Source organism: Micrococcus sp. SL257, assembly GCF_026625585.1.
Taxonomy (GTDB): domain Bacteria; phylum Actinomycetota; class Actinomycetes; order Actinomycetales; family Micrococcaceae; genus Micrococcus; species Micrococcus luteus.
Window position 1 is genome coordinate 330,011 of sequence record NZ_CP113053.1, and the last position, 20,219, is coordinate 350,229.

General features: G+C 71.8%; 20 protein-coding genes and 2 tRNA genes. 7 read left to right on the forward strand and 15 right to left on the reverse strand.

What is annotated here, in order from left to right:
- Nucleotides 1–36: 36 nt before the first annotated feature.
- Entirely contained in the window at nt 37–690 is a 654-nt protein-coding gene (locus OVA32_RS01510) for an anthranilate synthase component II (protein WP_036337278.1), read from the reverse strand.
- 156 nt (nt 691–846) lie between these two features.
- On the opposite strand from OVA32_RS01510, the gene OVA32_RS01515 reads away from it, so the two are divergent.
- Complete coding sequence (locus tag OVA32_RS01515) at nt 847–1,152, forward strand: cell division protein CrgA (protein WP_044659935.1); 306 nt, start codon at nt 847–849, stop codon at nt 1,150–1,152.
- Between the two features lie 167 nt (nt 1,153–1,319).
- Here OVA32_RS01515 and OVA32_RS01520 read toward each other — a convergent pair whose 3' ends face one another.
- Both OVA32_RS01520 and OVA32_RS01525 read right to left on the reverse strand, forming a co-directional pair.
- Nucleotides 1,320–2,261 carry a rhomboid family intramembrane serine protease gene (locus OVA32_RS01520; RefSeq protein WP_260840325.1) on the reverse strand — a complete coding sequence of 314 codons (942 nt, stop codon included), beginning with the start codon at nt 2,259–2,261 and terminating at the stop codon, nt 1,320–1,322.
- A gap of 11 nt (nt 2,262–2,272) precedes the next feature.
- Entirely contained in the window at nt 2,273–2,803 is a 531-nt protein-coding gene (locus OVA32_RS01525; protein WP_010079725.1) for a peptidylprolyl isomerase, read from the reverse strand.
- A 185-nt stretch (nt 2,804–2,988) separates the two neighbouring features.
- Here OVA32_RS01525 and OVA32_RS01530 point away from each other — a divergent pair, with 185 nt between their 5' ends.
- The gene (locus tag OVA32_RS01530) at nt 2,989–4,224 is read left to right on the forward strand and encodes a hypothetical protein (RefSeq protein WP_267714855.1); all 1,236 of its coding nucleotides are present in this window, start codon (nt 2,989–2,991) and stop codon (nt 4,222–4,224) included.
- Nucleotides 4,225–4,440: 216 nt separating this feature from the next.
- On the forward strand, nt 4,441–5,088 hold the full coding sequence (locus OVA32_RS01535; RefSeq protein WP_267714859.1) for an MBL fold metallo-hydrolase: 648 nt from the start codon (nt 4,441–4,443) through the stop codon (nt 5,086–5,088).
- Nucleotides 5,089–5,124: 36 nt separating this feature from the next.
- Here OVA32_RS01535 and OVA32_RS01540 read toward each other — a convergent pair whose 3' ends face one another.
- From OVA32_RS01540 to dnaA, 12 genes are all read right to left on the reverse strand, one after another.
- A complete protein-coding gene (locus OVA32_RS01540; RefSeq protein WP_049161426.1) occupies nt 5,125–5,352 on the reverse strand; it encodes an amphi-Trp domain-containing protein in 228 nt (75 codons plus the stop codon).
- Between the two features lie 77 nt (nt 5,353–5,429).
- Nucleotides 5,430–6,218 (reverse strand): queuosine precursor transporter, encoded by a 789-nt coding sequence (locus tag OVA32_RS01545; RefSeq protein ID WP_144819914.1) that lies wholly within the window; start codon nt 6,216–6,218, stop codon nt 5,430–5,432.
- A gap of 252 nt (nt 6,219–6,470) precedes the next feature.
- Nucleotides 6,471–6,543: transfer RNA gene (locus OVA32_RS01550), tRNA-Ala, on the reverse strand.
- Nucleotides 6,544–6,554: 11 nt separating this feature from the next.
- A complete protein-coding gene (locus OVA32_RS01555) occupies nt 6,555–6,716 on the reverse strand; it encodes a hypothetical protein (RefSeq protein WP_020624432.1) in 162 nt (53 codons plus the stop codon).
- Between the two features lie 58 nt (nt 6,717–6,774).
- Nucleotides 6,775–6,848: transfer RNA gene (locus tag OVA32_RS01560), tRNA-Ile, on the reverse strand.
- Nucleotides 6,849–6,948: 100 nt separating this feature from the next.
- Nucleotides 6,949–7,449, reverse strand: coding sequence for a DUF3566 domain-containing protein (locus OVA32_RS01565; protein WP_010079768.1), 501 nt, complete (start codon nt 7,447–7,449; stop codon nt 6,949–6,951).
- Nucleotides 7,446–10,142, reverse strand: a complete 2,697-nt coding sequence (gene gyrA, locus OVA32_RS01570; protein ID WP_095353489.1) for a DNA gyrase subunit A — start codon at nt 10,140–10,142, stop codon at nt 7,446–7,448. The genes OVA32_RS01565 and gyrA overlap by 4 nt, the downstream gene beginning before the upstream one ends.
- Nucleotides 10,143–10,210: 68 nt before the next feature.
- Nucleotides 10,211–12,361, reverse strand: a complete 2,151-nt coding sequence (gene gyrB / locus OVA32_RS01575) for a DNA topoisomerase (ATP-hydrolyzing) subunit B (RefSeq protein WP_179288527.1) — start codon at nt 12,359–12,361, stop codon at nt 10,211–10,213.
- A 370-nt stretch (nt 12,362–12,731) separates the two neighbouring features.
- Nucleotides 12,732–13,295, reverse strand: a complete 564-nt coding sequence (locus OVA32_RS01580) for a DUF721 domain-containing protein (protein ID WP_010079771.1) — start codon at nt 13,293–13,295, stop codon at nt 12,732–12,734.
- Entirely contained in the window at nt 13,288–14,502 is a 1,215-nt protein-coding gene (gene recF, locus OVA32_RS01585; protein WP_095353491.1) for a DNA replication/repair protein RecF, read from the reverse strand. The genes OVA32_RS01580 and recF overlap by 8 nt, the downstream gene beginning before the upstream one ends.
- 21 nt (nt 14,503–14,523) lie before the next feature.
- The gene (gene dnaN / locus OVA32_RS01590; protein WP_002856446.1) at nt 14,524–15,639 is read right to left on the reverse strand and encodes a DNA polymerase III subunit beta; all 1,116 of its coding nucleotides are present in this window, start codon (nt 15,637–15,639) and stop codon (nt 14,524–14,526) included.
- 750 nt (nt 15,640–16,389) lie between these two features.
- Nucleotides 16,390–17,937, reverse strand: coding sequence for a chromosomal replication initiator protein DnaA (gene dnaA, locus OVA32_RS01595; RefSeq protein ID WP_095353492.1), 1,548 nt, complete (start codon nt 17,935–17,937; stop codon nt 16,390–16,392).
- Between the two features lie 342 nt (nt 17,938–18,279).
- Here dnaA and rpmH point away from each other — a divergent pair, with 342 nt between their 5' ends.
- From rpmH to yidC, 4 genes are read left to right on the forward strand one after another with little or no spacing between them, the layout of a single operon-like run.
- Nucleotides 18,280–18,417: a 50S ribosomal protein L34 gene (gene rpmH, locus OVA32_RS01600; protein WP_002856443.1), complete on the forward strand. Its 138-nt coding sequence runs from the start codon at nt 18,280–18,282 to the stop codon at nt 18,415–18,417.
- Between the two features lie 28 nt (nt 18,418–18,445).
- A complete protein-coding gene (gene rnpA, locus OVA32_RS01605; protein ID WP_002856442.1) occupies nt 18,446–18,844 on the forward strand; it encodes a ribonuclease P protein component in 399 nt (132 codons plus the stop codon).
- Nucleotides 18,845–19,213 (forward strand): membrane protein insertion efficiency factor YidD, encoded by a 369-nt coding sequence (yidD, locus tag OVA32_RS01610; protein WP_002856440.1) that lies wholly within the window; start codon nt 18,845–18,847, stop codon nt 19,211–19,213.
- A gap of 5 nt (nt 19,214–19,218) precedes the next feature.
- A complete protein-coding gene (yidC, locus tag OVA32_RS01615) occupies nt 19,219–20,217 on the forward strand; it encodes a membrane protein insertase YidC (RefSeq protein WP_010079777.1) in 999 nt (332 codons plus the stop codon).
- Nucleotides 20,218–20,219 lie beyond the last annotated feature (2 nt).

A 20,219-nucleotide genomic window follows, 5' to 3' on the forward strand; every position in this document is an offset into this window, starting at 1 on the left:
GCGCCGTCGGACCCGCGAACCGGGCCCCGGGGCCGGTCAGTCCTGGCGGACGAGGGGCGAGAGCCGGCCGCCGCGCTCGGCGGCCCCGGAGAGCCCCACGGACTCGAGCCAGTTGCCGAGCATCCGGTAGCCGCCCTCGGTGAGCACGGACTCGGGGTGGAACTGCACGCCCCACAGGGGCGCGGTGCGGTGGGCCAGTCCCATCACGACGCCGTCCTCGGTCTCGGCGGTGATCTCCAGGACCGCCTCGTCCACGGTGGGCCGCACGGCGGCCAGCGAGTGGTAGCGGGTGGCGGTGAACGGCGAGGGGACGCCCTCGAACATGGGGTGCTCGCCGCGGCGGACCAGAGACGTCTTGCCGTGCATGAGGGATTCCGCGTGCGTCACGGTGGCGCCGAACGCCTCCGCGATGGCCTGGTGCCCCAGGCACACCCCGAAGAGCGGACGGCCGCCGTCGGCGGCGGAGCGGATGAGGTCGAGGGAGACACCGGCGTCGGCGGGCGCGCCCGGCCCGGGCGAGATGAGCACCGCCGTGTGCTCGGCCGCGAGCTCGAGGGCGCGGGCGGGGGTGACCTCGTCGTTGCGGATCACGGTGGTGCGGGCCCCGAGCTGCTCGAGGTAGCCCACCAGGGTGTAGACGAAGCTGTCGTAGTTGTCGACGACGAGGACGGAGACCTCGGGGCTCTGCACGGGGGCGCTCTTTCCTCCCCGCCGCGTGGGAGCGGGGTGCATAGACTGGCCGGGCACGTCGCTGACCCCGGTCCTGGGCAGGTCAGCAGGATACCGTCCCCGCCCCGGTCCCCGCCGGTGGGGGCGCCCACCACCCCCCACCCGAGGAGAAGACCCGTGGCAGCACCCGCCGGCAAGCGCAAGGACTCGGCCCGTCGGAAGCGCGAGGAGCTCGAGGCCGCGCGCCGCAGCCGCTCCGCCGTGCGGACGGACCTCGGGGACGTGGACCCGGGTCCGAAGCCCCTCTCCCCCGGGTACAAGGCCGTGATGTTCGGCCTGCTGATCCTCGGCCTGCTCTGGATCATCGTCTACTACCTGACCCAGGGCCTCTTCCCGATCGTGCAGATCGGCGGCTGGAACATCCTCGTGGGCTTCGGCATCGCGCTCGTCGGGTTCCTCATGATGTCCCGCTGGAGCGAATGACACGCGTGTAGTTCTCCACAGCGGTGGACAACCCTGTGGATGGCCGATCCGCACGATCCCGCCCGGAGACGAGTTGTCCCCGGAGTTGTCCACAGGTGTGGACACCCCTGTGGGAAGAAGTGCACACCCGCCTGTGGAGAACTCCGGGGACGGTCGGGGACGACGGCCTAGCCGAGCAGGCCTGCCACCGTGACCCGGGCGGCGCCGAGCACCGTGAGCGCCGCCAGCGCCGCCGCCACGACCACGAGGCCGGCCGCCTGGGCGCCCACGGACGGCACGCGCGCGCGGCCGGGCCGCAGCCCGCCGGCCAGGGAGAACACGACGGCGACGACGGCGCCCGTCAGCAGCCCGCCCACGTGCACCTGCCAGGCCACCCCGGGCAGCAGGAACGAGAACACGAGGTTCAGGCCGATCAGCACGGCGATCGAGCGCACCTGCCCGCCCCGCACCCGGGTGAGCAGGAACAGGGCCGCGAACATGCCGTACACGGCGCCGGACGCCCCGACGACGGGCTGCAGCGGGTCCGAGACCCACAGTGCGAACACCGCGCCGCCCACGGCGGAGAGCACGTAGAGGGCGAGGAACCGCCACCAGCCCAGCGCGGGCTCGAGCACGCGCCCGATCACCCACAGCGCGAGCATGTTCAGCAGCAGGTGCGTGGGACCGGAGACGTCGTGCACGAGCGCGTAGGAGGCCATCCGCCACGGCTCCATGCCGTACGGGGACGTGTAGAGCCCGGCGTACCAGAGCGCCTCGGTCACGCCGGACGCCTGATCCCGGGTCAGCCACTGCGCCGCGTAGACCACCACCGTGACCGCCAGCAGGATCCAGGTGACGGGCGAGGCGGCGAAGCCCGTCCGCCGTCGGGCCGGGACCGTCGCGGCGGCGCCGGGCGGGGCCGCCGTCGGACCGGGACCGGCCACGACGCCGGACGCACAGTCCACGCAGACCGGTCCGGCCGCGGAGCCGGGACGCTGGCAGTCGAGGCACGCGGGGCGCCGGCAGACGGCGCAGCGCACATACGCGGCACGGCCCGGATGCCGCGGGCACACCGGGGGTGTGCCGTCCGCGGAGTCCGGGCCGTGCGGGTCAGAGGGGGTGGTGCTCACCGAGGGGCTGCTCAGGCCTCGTCGATGTCGATGGACTCGATGACGACGTCCTCGAGCGGGCGGTCACGGGGATCGGTGGCGACGGCGTTGAGCTCGTCCACGACCTTCTGGGAGGCCTCGTCCTTCACCTCGCCGAAGATGGTGTGCTTGCCGTTGAGCCAGCCGGTGGGCACGGAGGTGATGAAGAACTGCGAGCCGTTGGTGCCGGGGCCGGCGTTGGCCATGGCCAGCAGGTAGGGACGGTCGAACTGCAGCTCGGGGTGGATCTCGTCGCCGAACTGGTAGCCGGGGCCGCCGATGCCCATGCCGAGCGGGTCGCCGCCCTGGATCATGAAGTCCTTGATGATGCGGTGGAACACGGTGCCGGAGTACAGCGGGGCGCCGTTGTTCTTCTCACCGGTCTGCGGGTGGGTCCACTCCTGCTCGCCGGTGGCGAGACCCACGAAGTTCTTCACGGTCTTCGGGGCGTGGTTGCCGAACAGCTCGACGACGATGTCGCCGTGGTTCGTGTGGATGGTCGCGGTGTGCGTCTTGTTCGCCATGCGCCCCATTGTTCCATCCGCGGCGGCGGGCCGTCCGGATCCCGCCGTCCGGGGGCGGGTCTTCCGCGATCGGCGTACGCACTCCCGGCGTGCCGGGACCCGTGCCACGGCGGGGGTCGGCCACTAGGCTGGGCCTCGAGGACCACCGCGTTCAACGACCATCCAGAACTCACGGGAGGCATCACATGGCTCGCACGACCCTGCACGACGAGATCCAGCACGACGGCGGCGCGAACGCGTTCGTCGCACGCCAGGCGGAGAACCTGCGCCACTGGGCCGCCCCGAAGGTGGAGTCCACCCGCGCCTGGAGCGAGGTGGCGGCGGCCTACGGGCTGATCGGCGGCTCCGCCGCGGCCGAGGAGGGCCGTCGCAAGGCCCAGGACGCCAAGGAGGAGTACGGCCCCGTCGTCGAGCGCGGGGCGCGGAAGGCCGGTGAGGCCGTCGCGCACCAGTACGGGCTGCTGGCCCCCGCCGTCGCCAAGGGCGTGGACACCGTCCAGGACTTCCTCGAGCACCTGCAGGCCCAGGCGCAGGACGCCGGCCACGAGGTGCAGCAGCAGTTCGCCGCGGCGCGCAAGGACGCCGAGAAGGCCGCGAAGAAGGGCCGCCGTCGTGGGGGCCGCAAGGCCACGCAGCTGCGCCGGGACGGCCGCCAGACCGCCAAGGGCCTGCGCAAGGACGCGAAGAAGGCCGCCAAGGGCGCCCGCAAGGACGCGCAGCGGTCCGCCGCCCTGTTCAGCGACCGTGCCGGCCAGGCCAAGGACGCCGCCGCGGCGGGCGGCCTGACCCTCGCCGGCCTCCTCGCCACGGGTCTGTCCGCACTGCAGGAGCAGGGCGGGAAGGTGGCCCCGCAGGTGCAGGCCCGCCTGGCCGACGCCGGCGACTACGCCCAGCGCCGCAAGGAGGAGGTCCTCCCCGTGGCCGCCGCCCGCCTGGCCGACGGCGCCGCGCACGCCCGCAAGACCGCCCACGACGTCGAGGTCCCGGACGCCCTGGAGCAGGCCCTGATCAAGCTCACCGGGGACAAGGCGATCGTGAAGCGCCTGCGCAAGGGTGCCGAGCAGTACGCCGGCGCGGCCGAGAAGGACCTGAACCGTGCCGCCGGTCGCCGGGCCTCCCGCTCGGGCGGCCGCGCCTGGATCGTCGCGGGCATGGCGGCCGCCGCCGCCGGCGCCGGCTACGCCCTGTGGCGTCTGACCAAGCCGGTGCAGGATCCGTGGACCGCCCCGGTCCCGGGCCCGATCACCGCGAACATCCCGGTGGTGGAGGCCAACAACCCCTATGCCCAGCAGCAGAAGGTCGTGGCCGAGGCCGGCTCGGCCGCGGCGGGCCAGGGCGTGCGGGTGGACACCGCCACCCCGGACCCGGTGGCCGCCGCCAACGCGAAGGTGCTGGGCGTCCAGCCCGGGCAGCAGCGCTGACCCGCTCCCCCGCGCTCTGAGCGCGCAGCGGACGGCGACCGGCCCGCGCATCCTCGGCAGGACCGAGGGGGCGCGGGCCGGCGCGCGTCCGGGCGCAGGTCGGGGCGGGAGCCGGTGGGCCGCCGTCGAACGGGGCGCGGGCCTTGTCCACCGCCGGGAGCGCGCGGGAGGCTGGGAGCGCCCGGGATCCCGACGCCGGGCGGAGGAGTGATCTGCATGAGCACGACCCTGACCCTCTTCGGCCACTCGGCCGTCCGCCTCGAGAAGGCCGGCCGGCGCCTCGCGTTCGACCCCGGCGCGTTCAGCGACGCGGCGGTCCTGGACGGCGCGGACGCCGTCCTCGTGACGCACGGCCACCCGGACCACGTGGTCCCCGAGCAACTGGTCAGGGCTGTGGCCGGCACAGACGCGCACGTGTGGGCGCCACGGGACCTCACGGGGCCGCTGGCGGAGGCGGGGCTCGATGCCGGGCACGTGCACACGGCCGTCCCCGGGGAGACGTTCGAGGCCGCCGGCTTCCGGGTGGAGGTGCTCGGCGGGGAGCACGCGGTGATCCACGCCGAGGTGCCGCGCCCGGTCAACGTGTCCTACCTCGTGGACGGGGCCGTGCTGCACCCCGGCGACTCGTTCACGGTGCCGGACGCCGACGTCGAGGTGCTCCTGCTGCCCGCCGCGGCGCCGTGGCTGCGCATCGCGGACGTGGTGGACCAGATGCGGGCCATCGCGGCGACGCACACCCGCCCCATCCACGACGGCATCCTCAGCGAGGACGGCAAGGGCGTGGTGGACAGGGTGCTCTCGGGTCTCGCCGAGGGTGTGACCGACTACCGGCGTCTGGCCCCCGGGGAGCCCTGGACGTTCTGAGGCACGGGGAGGCGCCGGCGGCCGGCCCGGGGCCGGTCACCAGCTGAGGGTGATCTCCAGCTCGGCGTCGCCGCCGTCCTCGACCTCGAGTTCCACCTCGAGGCCCACGCGGTCCGGGACAGTGACGACGACGTCGCGGCCGCCGTGCTCGATCCGCACCTCGTTCTGCCGGGAGAGCTGGTCGGCGAGGTCGCGCAGGCGTGCGGCGGCCTGCTCGCGGCTGAGGGTCTGCTGCTGCTCGTGCTCGAAGAGGTCCTTGCCCATGGCACCGACGGTAGTCGGTGGTCGGGGTGCGCGCGACGGACGGGCCCCGGCGCGGCCGACGCCGGGGCCCGTGCGGGTCAGCGGGACGCGGCCGGGGCGAGGGCGGGATCGTCGTCGCGGTGGATCTCGAAGCCGGGTGCCCGGTAGGTGGGCTCCCGGCGCTTGAGGGCCCGGATGACGAGCAGGGTCACCGGCACGATGAGGATCTCCACGAGCGTCTTGTACCCGAAGCCGGTCACCGTGTAGTTCGCCAGTTCCAGCAGCGAGATGGTGCCGGCGTAGGCGATGGTGCAGAAGATCAGGGTGTCGAAGAACTGGCCGACCACGGTGGAGAGGATGAGCCGGAACGCCACGTGCCGTTCCTTCATGCGCTCCTTGAGGCGGACCACGATGGACGCGTTGAGCAGGGAGCCCACGAGGAACGCGACGACGCCGGCCACGGTGATCCGGAGCATCGGGGCGAGGGCCTGGTCCCAGACCTCGAAGCCATCGACGGGCGTGGTCCAGGAGACCACCGTGTAGGTGAGGGCGGCGAGCACGAGCATCGCGAAGCCGAGGACGATGGCGCGGCGGGCCCGGCGCCAGCCGTACACCTCGGCGAGGATGTCGCCGACGATGTACGCGAACGGGAACAGGAAGGCGCCGCCGTCGAAGATGAGGGGACCGCCGTCGTAGAAGAGGTCCGAGATGACCGGGACGGTGGGGCCGTAGAAGAGCTTGGCCGCGGTGACGCCGGAGAGGATCAGGAGGGCGATGAAGACGCCCACGAAGATGTCGTAGTAGCTCGCGGGCACCCGGGCGTAGGCCGGGGTGCCCTGCCCAGGGGCGGGTCGGTCGGGGGACGGGGTGTCGATGATGGTGTTCACCGGACCATCCAACACCACACGCGACGGCCACGGGCGCGGTGGGCGGGTCCGGCGGCGGGGGTTCGGGGCAGGCCATCCCCGTCCCTCCGTGGGCAGAAACGCCCTCTCTTCTGCCCACGGGGCCCGAAGTCCTGCAGTTTGTGCCCCAGGAGCCCCCGGGTCGCCGGTTTCTGCCCACGGTGCCGGCGCCGGCGGCCACCCTGGGCATACGAAAGGGCCCGGGAATCTCACGACTCCCGGGCCCTTCTTCGGTGGAGGCAAGGGGACTCGAACCCCTAACCCCCTGCTTGCAAAGCAGGTGCGCTACCAATTGCGCCATGCCCCCGTGAGGACCGGTCAGTCCTCCGGTGCCGGCTCGACGCCGTCGGCGTCCTCCGGCAGGTCGTCCGTGGCCGTGGCCCAGACGTCCTTCCCCGCACTGTTCTCCCGCCAGAGACGCGCCCCATAGGCGGCTGCCGCGGCGCTGACCACGAGGGCCACGCGTGCCAGTCGACCCATGGGAAGACCTCCGGAGACGAACGGAGCCCCAGCGGACCGGGGCTCTGTGTGGTGGGAGTGGGCGTACCAAGACTTGAACTTGGGACCTCTTCGTTATCAGCGAAGCGCTCTAACCGCCTGAGCTATACGCCCTCACCGTCGCTCACGGCTGACGCCGTTCACAACAGGAGATGACTGTACAGGAACGCCGACGCCCCGCGCAAATCCGCGCGGGGCGTCGTCGAGGGTCGGCTCAGTCGTCCGTCAGCGTGACGCCGAGGCCGCCCACGAGGCTCGCGCAGAGGTTGTAGAGCAGCGCGGCCACGGTGGCCAGGGCGGTCAGCAGGATGACGTTGACCACGGCCAGCACGGTGGCCAGCGAGGTCACGGTGCTCAGCGGGGCCAGGGACGCCACGGTGTAGCGCCCGGCCTCGGAGCCGAGCACGGTGCCGATCACGTCGTTGACCCTGTCGAAGATCCCGAGGACGTCGGACAGCGAGTACAGCGCCACCGCCGCCACCACCGTGAGGATGCCCAGCGCCACCGAGAGCAGGAACGCCAGCTTCAGCACGGACCACGGGTCCACCCGGGTCAGGACCAGGCGGGCGCGGCGCACCTTGGCCTTCGGGACGGCGCGGACCAGGTCCTCCTGCGAGGACCCGCTGGCCTTGCGCACCGGGCGGCCGGATCGCGGCTCGGCGGCCTTCCCGGTGCTCCGCCCCTGGCCGGGACGCGACGACGCGGACGTGCTCACTGCTCTCCTCCGTCTGCACCCTCACCGGCGTCCTGCGTCAGGGCGTCCTCCGGTGCGGCTACGGGGTCGGTCGGGTCGATGTCTGCGTCCAAGGGTACATCCGGCCCCGCCTCGGCCTCGGCGTCCGCCTTCGCCTCCATCTCCTGCTCGTTGTTCAGGGTGACGGCGACGATCCGGTCCCGCTTGTCCGGCTTGGCGAAGATCACGCCCATCGTGTCGCGGCCCTTGGCCGGCACACCGGCGACGGCGGAGCGCACCACCTTGCCCGAGGCCATCACCACGAGGACCTCCTGGTCCTCGCGCACCACGAGACCGCCGGCGAGCTCGCCGCGGTCGTCCACGAGCTTGGCGACCTTGATGCCGAGGCCGCCGCGGTTCTGCAGGCGGTACTCGTCCACGTGGGTGCGCTTGGCGAAGCCGCCGTCCGTGACGGTGAAGACGTAGCCGTCCTCCTCCACCACGTCCATCGTCAGCAGGGAGTCGTCGTCGCGGAACTTCATGCCGGTCACGCCCGAGGTCGCACGGCCCATGGGACGCAGCGCCTCGTCCGTGGCGGTGAACCGCAGGGACTGGCCCTTGTGCGAGATCAGGATGAGGTCGTCGTCGGGTGAGACCACGCGGGCCGAGACCAGCTCGTCCCCCTCGCGCAGCTTGATCGCGATCAGGCCGGCGGTGCGGTTCGTGTCGTAGTCCAGCAGCGGCGTCTTCTTCACGAGGCCGCCGCGCGTGGCGAGCACGAGGTACGGGGCCCGGCCGTAGTCCACGAGCGGCTGGATCTGGGCGATCCGCTCGTCCGGCTGGAACGCGAGCAGGTTGGCCACGTGCTGGCCCTTCGCGTCGCGGCCGGCCTCGAGCAGCTCGTACGTCTTGATGCGGTACACGCGGCCGAAGTTCGTGAAGAACAGCAGCCAGTGGTGCGTGGACACGGTGAGGAAGTGCTCGACGACGTCGTCGCCGCGCAGCGTCGCCCCGCGCACGCCCTTGCCGCCGCGCGCCTGGGACCGGTACTGGTCGATCCGGGTGCGCTTGACGTAGCCGCCGCGGGTGATGGAGACGACCATCTCCTCCTCGGGGATCAGGTCCTCGATGGACATGTCGCCGTCGAAGCCGGCCATGATCTCGGTGCGGCGGTCGTCGCCGTGCTTGGCCACGATCTCGGCGAGCTCCTCGGAGATGACCTCGCGCTGACGCTGCGGGGACTCCAGGATCCGGTTGTACTCGGCGATCTTCGCCATGAGGTCGTCGTACTCGTCCTGGATCTTCCGGGACTCCAGGGCAGCGAGCTGGCGCAGCTGCATCTGCAGGATGGCCTGGGCCTGGACGTCGTCGATGTCCAGGAGCTCCTTGAGGGCCTCGCGGGCCACGTCCGCCGAGGCCGAGCGGCGGATGGTCGCGATGACCTCGTCCAGCATGTCCAGGGCCTTGAGCAGACCGCGCAGGATGTGCGCGCGCTCCTCGGCCTTGCGCTTGCGGAACGCGGTGCGGCGCACGATCACGTCGATCTGGTGCTTCACCCAGTGGTGCACGAAGCCGTCCAGGGACAGGGTGCGCGGCACGCCGTCCACGAGCGCGAGCATGTTGGCCGAGAAGTTCGACTGCAGCTCGGTGTGCTTGTAGAGGTTGTTCAGCACCACCTTGGCGACGGCGTCGCGCTTGAGCACGATCACCAGGCGCTGGCCGGTGCGGCCGGAGGTCTCGTCGCGCATGTCCGCGATGCCGCTGATCTTGCCGTCCCGCACCATCTCCGCGATCTTCGCGGCCAGGTTGTCCGGGTTGGTCATGTAGGGCAGCTCGGTGACCACGAGGCACGTGCGGCCCTGGATCTCCTCCACGTTGACCACGGCGCGCATGGTGATGGGGCCGCGGCCGGTCCGGTAGACCTCCTCGATGCCCTTGCGGCCCAGGATCTGGGCGCCCGTGGGGAAGTCGGGGCCGTGCACGCGGGCCAGGAGCGCCTCGAGCAGCTCCTCGCGGGTGGCCTCGGGGTGCTCGAGGTACCACTGCACGCCCGCGGCCACCTCGCGCATGTTGTGCGGCGGGATGTTCGTGGCCATGCCGACGGCGATGCCCGAGGAGCCGTTGACCAGCAGGTTCGGGTACCGGGCGGGCAGGACGACGGGCTCCTGCTGCTTGCCGTCGTAGTTGTCCTGCATGTCGACGGTGTCCTCGTCGATGTCCCGGACCATCTCCATGGCCAGCGGGGCCATCTTGGTCTCGGTGTAGCGCTGGGCGGCCGCGCCGTCGTTGCCCGGGGAGCCGAAGTTGCCCTGGCCGAGCGCCAGCGGGTAGCGCTGGACCCAGTCCTGGATGAGGCGCACGAGGGCGTCGTAGATCGCGGTGTCGCCGTGCGGGTGGTAGTTGCCCATCACGTCGCCCACCACGCGGGCGGACTTGTTGAACGCACGGTCCGGGCGGTAGCCGCCGTCGTACATCGCGTAGAGCACGCGACGGTGCACGGGCTTGAGGCCGTCGCGCACGTCCGGCAGCGCGCGGCCGACGATCACGGCCATCGCGTAGTCCAGGTACGAGCGCTTCATCTCCGACTCGAGGTCGACGGGCTCGACCTTGTCGGCGGCGCCCTCGGGGAGCACGTAGTGCTCCACCTCGATGTCCAGGCCGGTCTGCGGGGGCTGCGGGGTCGGGGCGCCCTCGACGGGCTCGTCCGGGGTCTGGGGGGTGGTCTCGTCGCTCACGCGGGTCCTCTCGTGCTCCCCGCGACGGCGGGGAGGATGGTCGGCTCAGGCAGGTCTGCGGGTCCGGCTCAGACGTCCAGGAAGCGGATATCCTTGGCGTTCTGCTGGATGAAGGTGCGGCGGGACTCCACGTCCTCGCCCATGAGCATGGAGAAGACGGCGTCCGCGGCGGCGGCGTCCTCCATGGTCACCTGCAGCAGGGTGCGGTGCTCCGGGTCCATGGTGGTGTCCCACAGCTCCTGGTAGTTCATCTCGCCCAGGCCCTTGTAGCGCTGCACCCCGTTGTCCTTGGGGTAGCGCCAGCCCTTGGCAAGGCCGGCCTCGACGGCGGCGTCGCGCTCCTCGTCCGAGAACACGTAGTCGTGCGGGGCGTTGGACCACTTGATGCGGTACAGCGGCGGCTGCGCGAGGAACACGTGGCCGGCCTCGATGAGCGGGCGCATGTACCGGAACAGGACGGTCAGCAGCAGCGTGGTGATGTGCTGGCCGTCCACGTCCGCGTCCGCCATGAGCACGATCTTGTGGTACCGCAGCTTGGAGATGTCGAACTCCTCGCCGATGTTGGTGCCGAACGCCGTGATCATCGACTGGATCTCGGCGTTGCCGAGGGCCTTGTCCAGGCGGGCGCGCTCCACGTTCAGGATCTTGCCGCGCAGCGGCAGGATGGCCTGCGTCTCCGGGTTGCGGCCCTGCTTGGCCGAGCCGCCGGCGGAGTCGCCCTCCACGATGTACACCTCGCAGCGCTCGGGGTCCTTCGAGGAGCAGTCGGCCAGCTTGCCGGGCATGCCGAAGGACTCCAGCGGGGACTTGCGGCGCGCGTTGTCCCGGGCCTTGCGGGCGGCCAGGCGGGCGTGCGAGGCCATGATGGCCTTGCGGATGATCTCCTTGGCCGGGCCCGGATTGCGCTCGAACCAGTCGCCGAGGTGGTCCGTGACCGCCTTGGACACGAACCCGCGGGCCTCGGAGTTGCCGAGCTTGGTCTTGGTCTGGCCCTCGAACTGCGGCTCGGAGAGCTTCACGGAGATCACGGCGGTCAGGCCCTCGCGGATGTCCTCGCCCGTGAGGTTGTCCTCCTTGGGCTTGAGGATCTCCTTCTCCCGCGCGTAGCGGTTGACCAGGGAGGTCAGCGCGGCGCGGAAGCCCTCCTCGTGGGTGCCGCCCTCGTGGGTGTTGATCGTGTTCGCGTAGGTGTGCACGGACTCCGAGTAGGCGGAGGTCCACTGCATGGCCACCTCGACGGCCATGGAGCGGCCGTCCGAGACGTCCTCGGCCTCGAAGGCGATGACGTCGTCGTGGACGTACTCGACCTTCTTGGCGGAGTTGAGGTGCTGGACGTAGTCGAGCAGGCCGTTCTCGTACAGGTAGGTGACGGAGCGGCGCTGGGGCTCCTGCTCCGCCTCCTCCGCCAGGCCGTTCTCCGCGACGTCCTCACCGGCGGCGCCCTCGCCCGCGATCTCGTCGTCGACGACCTCGTTGGACTCCTGGACGCGCTCGTCCGTGAGGGTGATGCGCAGGCCCCTGTTGAGGAAGGCCATCTGCTGAAAGCGGGCACGCAGGGTCTCGTAGTCGAACTCGATCGAGTCGAAGATCTCCGCGTCCGGGTAGAACGTCTGCACGGTGCCGGTGGCGTCCGTGGCCTCCCCCTTGACCAGCTCACCCTGGGGCACGCCGCCGTCCGCGAAGGACATGCGCCACACGTGCCCCTGACGGCGGACCTCGGTGTCCACGCGGCGCGAGAGCGCGTTGACCACGGAGATGCCCACGCCGTGCAGGCCGCCCGAGACGGCGTAGCCGCCGCCGCCGAACTTGCCGCCGGCGTGCAGGATCGTCATGACGACCTCGACGGTCGGCCTCCCCTCGGTGGGGTGCAGGTCCACGGGGATGCCGCGGCCGTCGTCCGCCACGCGCACGCCGCCGTCGGCCTGCAGCGTGACGTCGATGCCGGTGGCGTAGCCGGCCAGCGCCTCGTCCACGGAGTTGTCCACGACCTCGTACACGAGGTGATGCAGGCCCCGCGGGCCGGTGGAGCCGATGTACATGCCGGGGCGCTTGCGGACGGCCTCGAGGCCCTCGAGCACGGTGATGGCGCTGGCGCCGTACTCACCGGGCACCTTCCGGTCCTTCACCGGGGCCTCGGGCTGCCCGACGGCGTCCGGCACGGCCTCCGGGTTCGGCGCGGCCGACGCGGCGGTCGGCTCCTCCGCGGGGTTCTCGGGCATGGCGTCAACCACGGGTGGCTCACTTCCTCGGACGTCGGCGACAGGGTCGACCCGCGCGCAGGCGCGCGACGCCGCCCGGACAGGACCGGCACGCGACACGCTCCCGCAGATCCACGGGGGCGGGGGCCGGACGACGGCCGGCCCCCTTTCACTGGTTCCAGTGTACCGCCTGACACCCCGAGGGCCCGCATCGACGGGGGTCCGCCGCGGGAGAACACCCGCTCAGCGGCCAGGGACACGGCTCAGGACGTGCGCAGGAGACCGCCCATGCCTCCCGGGCCGTCACCGACCCTGTGAGCGCGCCAGAGCGGCACCCATGGCCTCGCCGCGTCCGGGACGCCGTCGTGCGCCGCGGGGGGCGGCCCCGGACTCAGCCGTAGGTGTCGCGTGGCCCGCGGCCGCCGCGCACGGTGCGCGGCCCCTTGCGCCAGCTCGGGGCCTGCGGCCCCGCCACCTCGATGCGGGTCACGACGCCGGGCCCGAGCGCCTCGTCGAAGCGCTGCAGGAGCACGGGGCTCATCAGGCGCAGCTGCGTGGCCCACGCGGTGGAGCTCGTCCGGACCCGCACCACGGAGTCCTCGAAGCTCTCCGGGCGGCAGTGCAGCGCGATCTCCGGCCCCACCAGCTCGGCCCAGCGAGTGAGCACGGAGCCGACCGCCACGGGGGTGGACCAGCCGCGGTCGCGGATGAGCCGGCCGAACACGGTGGACACCGTGGCCGGGTCCCGGTCCGCACCCCCGAACGGGCGTCGACGGTCCTGCCGCTCCCGGCCGGCCGACGTCGTGCCCGCCATGGCCCCGGCCAGGCCCGCGCCCGTCCCCCGCGCCCGCAGCGGCGCCTCGCCCCGCTCCCGGGCGGCCTCGCGGACCCGGCGCAGCTGCACGAGCGCCAGGTCCGGCCGGTCCGGCTCGAACGGGGCGGGGGTCTCAGCCATCGGCGCCGCCCTCGCGCCGGGGCTCACGGATGTCCCCCTCCACGGGGGCCGCGGCGGCCACGGCCTCGGAGCCCTCTGCGTCCTGGCGGATGAGCACGCGGTGGGCCGTGAGCTCCTCGGGGACGTCCTCGAGCGCGGCGGCCGTGACGATCACCTGCTCGGCCCGGTGGACGAGCGCGGCGAGGCGGCGGCGACGGGCGGCGTCGAGCTCCGCGAACACGTCGTCCAGGATCAGGACGGGGCGGGCGTCGGGGTCCGGGTCGTCGGCCACGAGCACGTCGTAGGCCGCCATGCGCAGGGCGAGCGCCAGCGACCACGTCTCCCCGTGGGAGGCGTAGCCGCGCGCGGGCGCCGGGCCCAGGAAGAGGGCGAGCTCGTCCCGGTGCGGGCCCACCAGGGTGAGCGCCCGCGCCCGCTCCTCCTCCCGTTGGGCCTCGAGCGTCCGGTGCATGTCCGCGGCCAGGTCCGCCACGGCCGGGACCTCCGCGTGGGTGCCGCGGGCCAGCGGGACGGTGGACTCGTAGGCGTAGGCCGCGGCCTTGGAGCCGTTGGTCAGCGCCGCGTACATCTCCTGGAGGGGGCGGGCCAGCAGGCGCAGCACGTGCAGGCGGCCGTGGAGCAGGCGGGCGCCGGCGGCGCAGAGGTGCTCGTCCCAGACGGCGAGGGTCGCGTCCTCCTCGGGGCCCCAGCGGCGAGAGCCGCGGCTCGACTTGAGCAGGGCGTTGCGCTGGCGCAGCACGCGTTCGTAGTCGGCGGCGGCCTCGCCGAGGGCCGGACGCAGCTGCACCATGAGCTGGTCGAGGAGACGACGGCGGCCACCGGGCTCCCCCGTCACGAGGCTCAGGTCCTCCGGGGCGAAGACCACGGTGCGCAGGATCCCGAGGCCCTCCTTCGCCCGCACGGGGGCGCCGCGGTTGATGGCCACCCGGTTGGACCGGCCCGGCAGGATCTCCAGCTCGAGGGCGACGGCGCGCGACCCGCGGTGCACGCGTCCGGCGATCCGGGCCCGGTCCCGGCCGAAGCGCACGAGCTGAGCGTCCGAGCTGACCCGGTGGGACTGCTGGGCGCCGAGGTAGCCGATCGCCTCCACGAGGTTGGTCTTGCCCACCCCGTTGGCCCCGAGCAGCACCGTGGACCCCGGCGTCAGCTCCAGGTCGGCCCAGCGGTAGGACCGGAAGTCCGCGACGGTGAGGTGGGACAGGTACACGGGAGCGTCCAGCCCCCTGCGTCAGGCGATGCGCACCGGCATCACGAGGTAGCGGTAGTCGGAGACGACGCCGTCCTCCTGGTTCACGCCGGTGAGCAGGGCGGGCTTGGGCGCGGACGTGAACGCGAAGCGCACCTGCGGCTGGTCCACCACGGCCAGGCCCTCGGAGAGGTAGGACGGGTTGAACGCCACGGTGATGTCCTCGCCCTCGAGCGTGCACGGCACGGACTCGTTGGCGCTCGCGTCGTCGCCGGTGCCGGCGTCCAGGGTGACCTGGCCGTCCGTGAACACCATGCGCAGGGCGGTGTTGCGCTCGGCGACGAGGGCCACGCGGCGGGACGCCTCGACCAGGGCGGCGGTGTCCACCACGGCCTGGATGGGGCTGGACTCGGGGAAGAGCGAGCGGATCTTGGGGTACTCGCCGTCCACGAGCACGGAGGTGGTGCGGCGGCCGCCGGAGGCGAAGCCCACGAGGTCGGCGGTCTGGCCGAGCAGGATCTCCAGGTCGCCGCCGGAGCCGAGGGACTTGGCGACCTCGGTGAGCGTGCGCGCCTTGATGAGCAGCGACGTCGAGAGGGACGGGTCCGCCGGGGTCCAGCGGATCTCCTTCATGGCCAGCCGGTAGCGGTCCGTGGCCAGGAAGGTCATGGTGTCGCCCTCGATCTCCACCTTCACGGCGGTGAGGATCGGCAGGGTGTCGTCCTTGGAGGCGGCGACGGTGACCTGGGCGACGGCGTGGGCGAACGCGGCGCCGTCCACGGTGCCCGCGGGGGCCGGCAGCTCGGGCAGGGCCGGGTAGTCGCCCACGGGCATCGTGGCCAGGGCGAAGCGGGAGGAGCGGCAGGTGACGAGCACCTTGCCGCCGTCGAGCTCCACCGTGACCTGGGCCTGCGGCAGGGAGCGGACGATGTCGTTCAGCAGGCGGCCGGAGACGAGGACCTGGCCCGCGGTCTCGACGTCCGCCTCGATCTCCAGGCGCGCGGAGGTCTCGTAGTCGAAGCTCGCGATGGACACGACGCCGGCCTCGGCCGTGATCAGCAGGCCCGAGAGCACCGGCACCGGTGGGCGCGGGGACAGGGAGCGGGCGGCCCAGGAGACGGCGTCGGTGAGGATGTCGCGTTCGACGGTGAACTTCACGAGCTGCACTGCCTCTCTGGGGTGATGACGGGGGTTGCGGGCCCGGGGGGAACGGCGACACGCGGGCCTCAGCATAGGCGGTCCGCGCGGCGGGTGTCAGGTCGCCGACGAATGACAGCGGTGTGATTCCACGGATCTCGGGCGCCCGGGCGGAGCCCGGGCCGTCGAGGCGCTCAGCTCGGTGCGGGGCGGTGGAGATGATGTTGCTTGGCGGGATCTCTCCAGAGGGATCAGAAGGAGTGGTAGCGGGTGTGGATCCTGTGGAGAACGCCGTTCTGCCGCGTCACCATGCGGATCCGGTTGGGGGAACCGTGTGGACGCCCGCTCGTTCGGGGTGTGCGTCCGGTGTGGACGAGCCCTGGAGGCCCTCCCCCCGCTCTGCACAGGTTCGACCGGAGTTGTCCAGACTCGTCCCCGGATCCACCCCCCAGTTGTCCACATTCCTGTCCACAGGGCATATCCACACCCGTCGAAACCCGCGAGATCATGCGGTTTTCGGCTGTGGAGACCTGTGGATACGTGTGGGCCACCGAATGACATCCGTGTGATTCATCAGCCTGTGCGCCGTCGCCGTCCCCAGGGGTGTGGACGCGGCGTGAGCGGCCTGATTCCGCCATCCACAGGGGCGGAGGTTGTCCACAGCGGCGGGGGTTCTCCACAGAGTTGTCCACACCGGTGGACAATGTGGAAGAAGACTCGAGTCCCGGTCGAAGGTTCGAACCGGGACTCGAGGGTGGGACGGCGGGTGGCTCAGGCGCCGCGCTGTTTCCGCTTGATCTCGTTGGTGAGCTCGGTGACCTGGTTGTAGATCGTCCGCCGCTCGGCCATCAGCTCGCGGATCTTGCGGTCCGCGTGGATGACGGTGGTGTGGTCGCGACCGCCCAGGACCTGGCCGATCTTGGGCAGGGACATCTCGGTCAGCTCGCGCAGCAGGTACATGGCGATCTGCCGCGCCGTCACCAGCGTGCGGGTGCGGGACTTGCTGGTCAGCTCCTCGAGGGTGAGATTGAAGTACTCCCCCGTGGCGTGCAGGATCAGCTCCGGCGTGATCTCGTGCGCCGTCTCGTCCGTGATCAGGTCCTTGAGCACATGCTCGGCCAGCTCGATGTCCACGGTCTGCCGGTTGAGCGAGGCGAACGCGGTCACGCGGATCAGCGCGCCCTCGAGCTCGCGGATGTTCGTGGAGATGCGCGAGGCGATGTACTCCAGCGCCTCCGGCGGGGCCACGAGCCCCTCGGCCTCCGCCTTCTTCCGGAGGATCGCGATGCGCGTCTCGAGGTCCGGCGGCTGGATGTCCGTGATCAGCCCCCACTCGAAGCGGGAGCGCAGCCGGTCCTCGAACCCGGAGAGCTGCTTGGGCGGCAGGTCCGAGGTGATGACCACCTGCTTGTTGTTGTTGTAGAGCGTGTTGAAGGTGTGGAAGAACTCCTCGACCGTCGCCTCCTTGTCCGCCAGGAACTGGATGTCGTCGATCAGCAGGATGTCCACGTTGCGGTAGACCTGCTTGAACGAGGCGCCCTCGTCGTGGCGGATGGAGTTGATGAAGTCGTTGGTGAACTCCTCCGAGTTCACGTACCGCACCCGCAGGCCCGGGTAGAGGCGGCGGGCGTAGTGCCCGATCGCGTGCAGCAGGTGCGTCTTGCCCAGGCCGGACTCGCCGTAGATGAACAGCGGGTTGTACGCCTTCGCCGGCGCCTCGGCCACCGCGTTCGCGGCGGCGTGCGCGAACCGGTTGGACGAGCCGATCACGAACGTCTCGAAGTGGTAGCGGTCGTTGAGGCGGCTGGTCTCCGCGGACGTCGACGGCGGCGCGGGGGTCGGCTTGCCGTTCCCGTTCGAGGCCGCGTTCGCGGCGGGCACGACGTCGGCCGGCGGCTCGATGCGGAAGCCCGGCAGCTCCTCGGCGACGGCGCGGCGGGAGGTGGCGGCGGTCGCGGCCGGGGGCAGCTCGACGTCCGGCGCCGCGGCGTCGGACGGCCCGCCGGCGAGGGAGGAGCGGCGGGCCTCGGAGGAGGGGGTCCGCGGCGGCTGCAGGTTCGCATCGATCGAGATGGCCAGCAGGATCTCCTCGCGGAACTCCTTGGTCAGGGCGTCCGTGAGGGCGTCGGCCACCTGGGTGCCCTGGAGGGTCTCGCGGGTGGTCTCGTTCGGCACGGCCAGCAGGAGCGTGTTGCCGATGAGGCCCTGCGGCTGGGCCAGGTAGACGAAGCCCATGAGGCGGGCGCTGACCCGCGCGTCGTCCTCGAGGGAGCCCACGACGGAGCGCCACGAGCTGAGCACGGCCTGGTCTGCCACCACGGAGGCTTCCTTTCCTGGGACAGACGTCCCCGAGGACGGGGGCGGCTGCGCGAGACGGACGACGGTGCTCGGAGTCTAACGGTTGTCCACAGGGTTGTGCACAGACGGTGGACAACCCCTATCATCCTGTGGACGACCGTCCCGGGCGCCCACGGGCGTCCGGGATCCGCGCGCACCCGTTTGACCCCTGCGTACCCCGGCCACTAGAGTTGTCTGGTCCCCCGGGTGTCGGTTGATCGTGCCCGCCGGGGATTTCATGTCAGAGCCTCACCGGTCCTTCCCCCTGGTCCACCTGCTCAGGTCGACGGTCGAAGGCACACAACACGTCGTGGAGAGATCACAGTGACCAAGCGCACGTTCCAGCCCAACAACCGCCGTCGTGCCCGCAAGCACGGCTTCCGTGCCCGCATGCGCACCCGCGCCGGCCGCGCCATCCTGTCCGCTCGCCGCGGCAAGAACCGCGCCGAGCTGTCCGCCTGAGGACCTCGGTCCAGGGACGGCGCGCCCCGTGCTGCCCCGTGACCGTCGCGTCCGCACGCCCGCGGAGTTCCGTCACCTCGGTCGCACCGGCACCCGCGCGGGTCGGCGCACCGTCGTGGTGAGCGTCGCCACGGACCCCGATCAGACCCGGTCCACGTCGCCGAGCGCCCCTCGGCCGCGGGCCGGGTTCGTCGTGTCCAAGGCCGTGGGGAACGCGGTGACCCGCAACCGGGTGAAGCGGCGGCTGCGCGCCGTCGTCGCGGATCAGATGCGCCTGCCCCCGCTGCGCGACCTGCCGGTTCTGGTGCAGGTCCGCGCGCTGCCGGCCGCCGCCGAGGCGGACTACGCGCTGCTGCGCCGCGAGACCGTCGGCGCGCTCGGCAAGGCCCTGAAGCCGCACCTGCCCGCCGCCTCGGAGCACGCGTAGATGACCGTCACGCCCTCGCCCTTCGTCGTGCTCGAGCCCTCCCGTGAGTGGGGGCCGCTGCGCGCGCTGCCGTCCGCCCTGCTGGCGGGCCTGCTCACGGTCTATCGGGCCGTGGTCTCCCCGCTGTACGGACCCGTGTGCCGGTTCTTCCCCAGCTGCTCCGCCTACGGGCTGGAGGCCGTGCACGTGCACGGCGCGGTGAAGGGGTCGTGGCTCGCCGCGCGGCGCATCGGCCGGTGCCATCCCTGGAACGACGGCGGCGTGGACCCGGTCCCGCCCGGGCACCGACGCTGGCCGCCGGGCCGGCAGCCGCGCATCCTCGCCCTGAACCACCCTCCCATCCCACCTGATCTCCCGCAGGAGGATTGACCCCCATGTTCGAAGCCATCCTCTCCCCGTTCCGCTGGCTGATGTCCTGGCTGCTCGGGGCGTTCCACAGCATCCTGGAGTTCGCGGGCCTGCCCGCGGACTCCGGCTGGACGTGGGCCCTGTCCATCCTCCTGCTGGTGGTGCTCATCCGCACCCTGCTGATCCCGCTGTTCGTCAAGCAGATCAAGGCGCAGCGCGCCATGCAGGCCATCCAGCCCGAGCTGCAGAAGCTGCAGGCCAAGTACAAGGGCAAGAAGGACCAGCTCTCCCGCCAGGCCATGGCCATGGAGCAGCAGGCGCTCATGAAGGAGCACAAGGCGAACCCGTTCGCCGCCTGCCTGCCGCTGCTGATCCAGATGCCGTTCTTCTTCGCGCTGTACCAGGTGCTGATCGGCGCCCGCGGCGCGGCCGAGCGCGGCGAGGCCATGGACGCCCTGTCCGCGGACCAGATCCGCTCCTTCGAGGGCTCCACGATCTTCGGCGCCCGCATGTCGGACACCTTCATGAACTCGCTCGGCGCGCCGGGCAGCGGGCCCGTGATCGTCACGGCGATCGTGCTGATCCTGCTCATGTCGGGCTCGATGTTCTTCATGCAGAAGATGCTCATGACGAAGAACATGACGCAGCAGGCCCTCTCCGGCCCGATGATGCAGACGCAGCAGATCATGCTCTACGCCATGCCCCTGATCTTCGGCATCGGCGGCATCAACTTCCCCATCGGCGTGCTCCTGTACTGGACCTACTCCAACTTCTGGGCCGTCGGCCAGCAGTGGTGGATCATCCGCAACAACCCGACCCCGGGCTCCCTCGCCGAGAAGGAGCTCAACGAGCGCCGCGCCGCCAAGGGCCTGCCCCCCGTGGGCCAGAAGGTGTCGAACGCCGAGGCCACGCCCTCGTCCGCGCACACCCAGGCGGGCCGCGGCGGTGCCGTGCTGAACGGTGAGGTCGTCCGCCAGTCGGGTCAGCGCGTCCAGCCCCAGCGCAAGAACCGCAGGAGGAAGTGAGC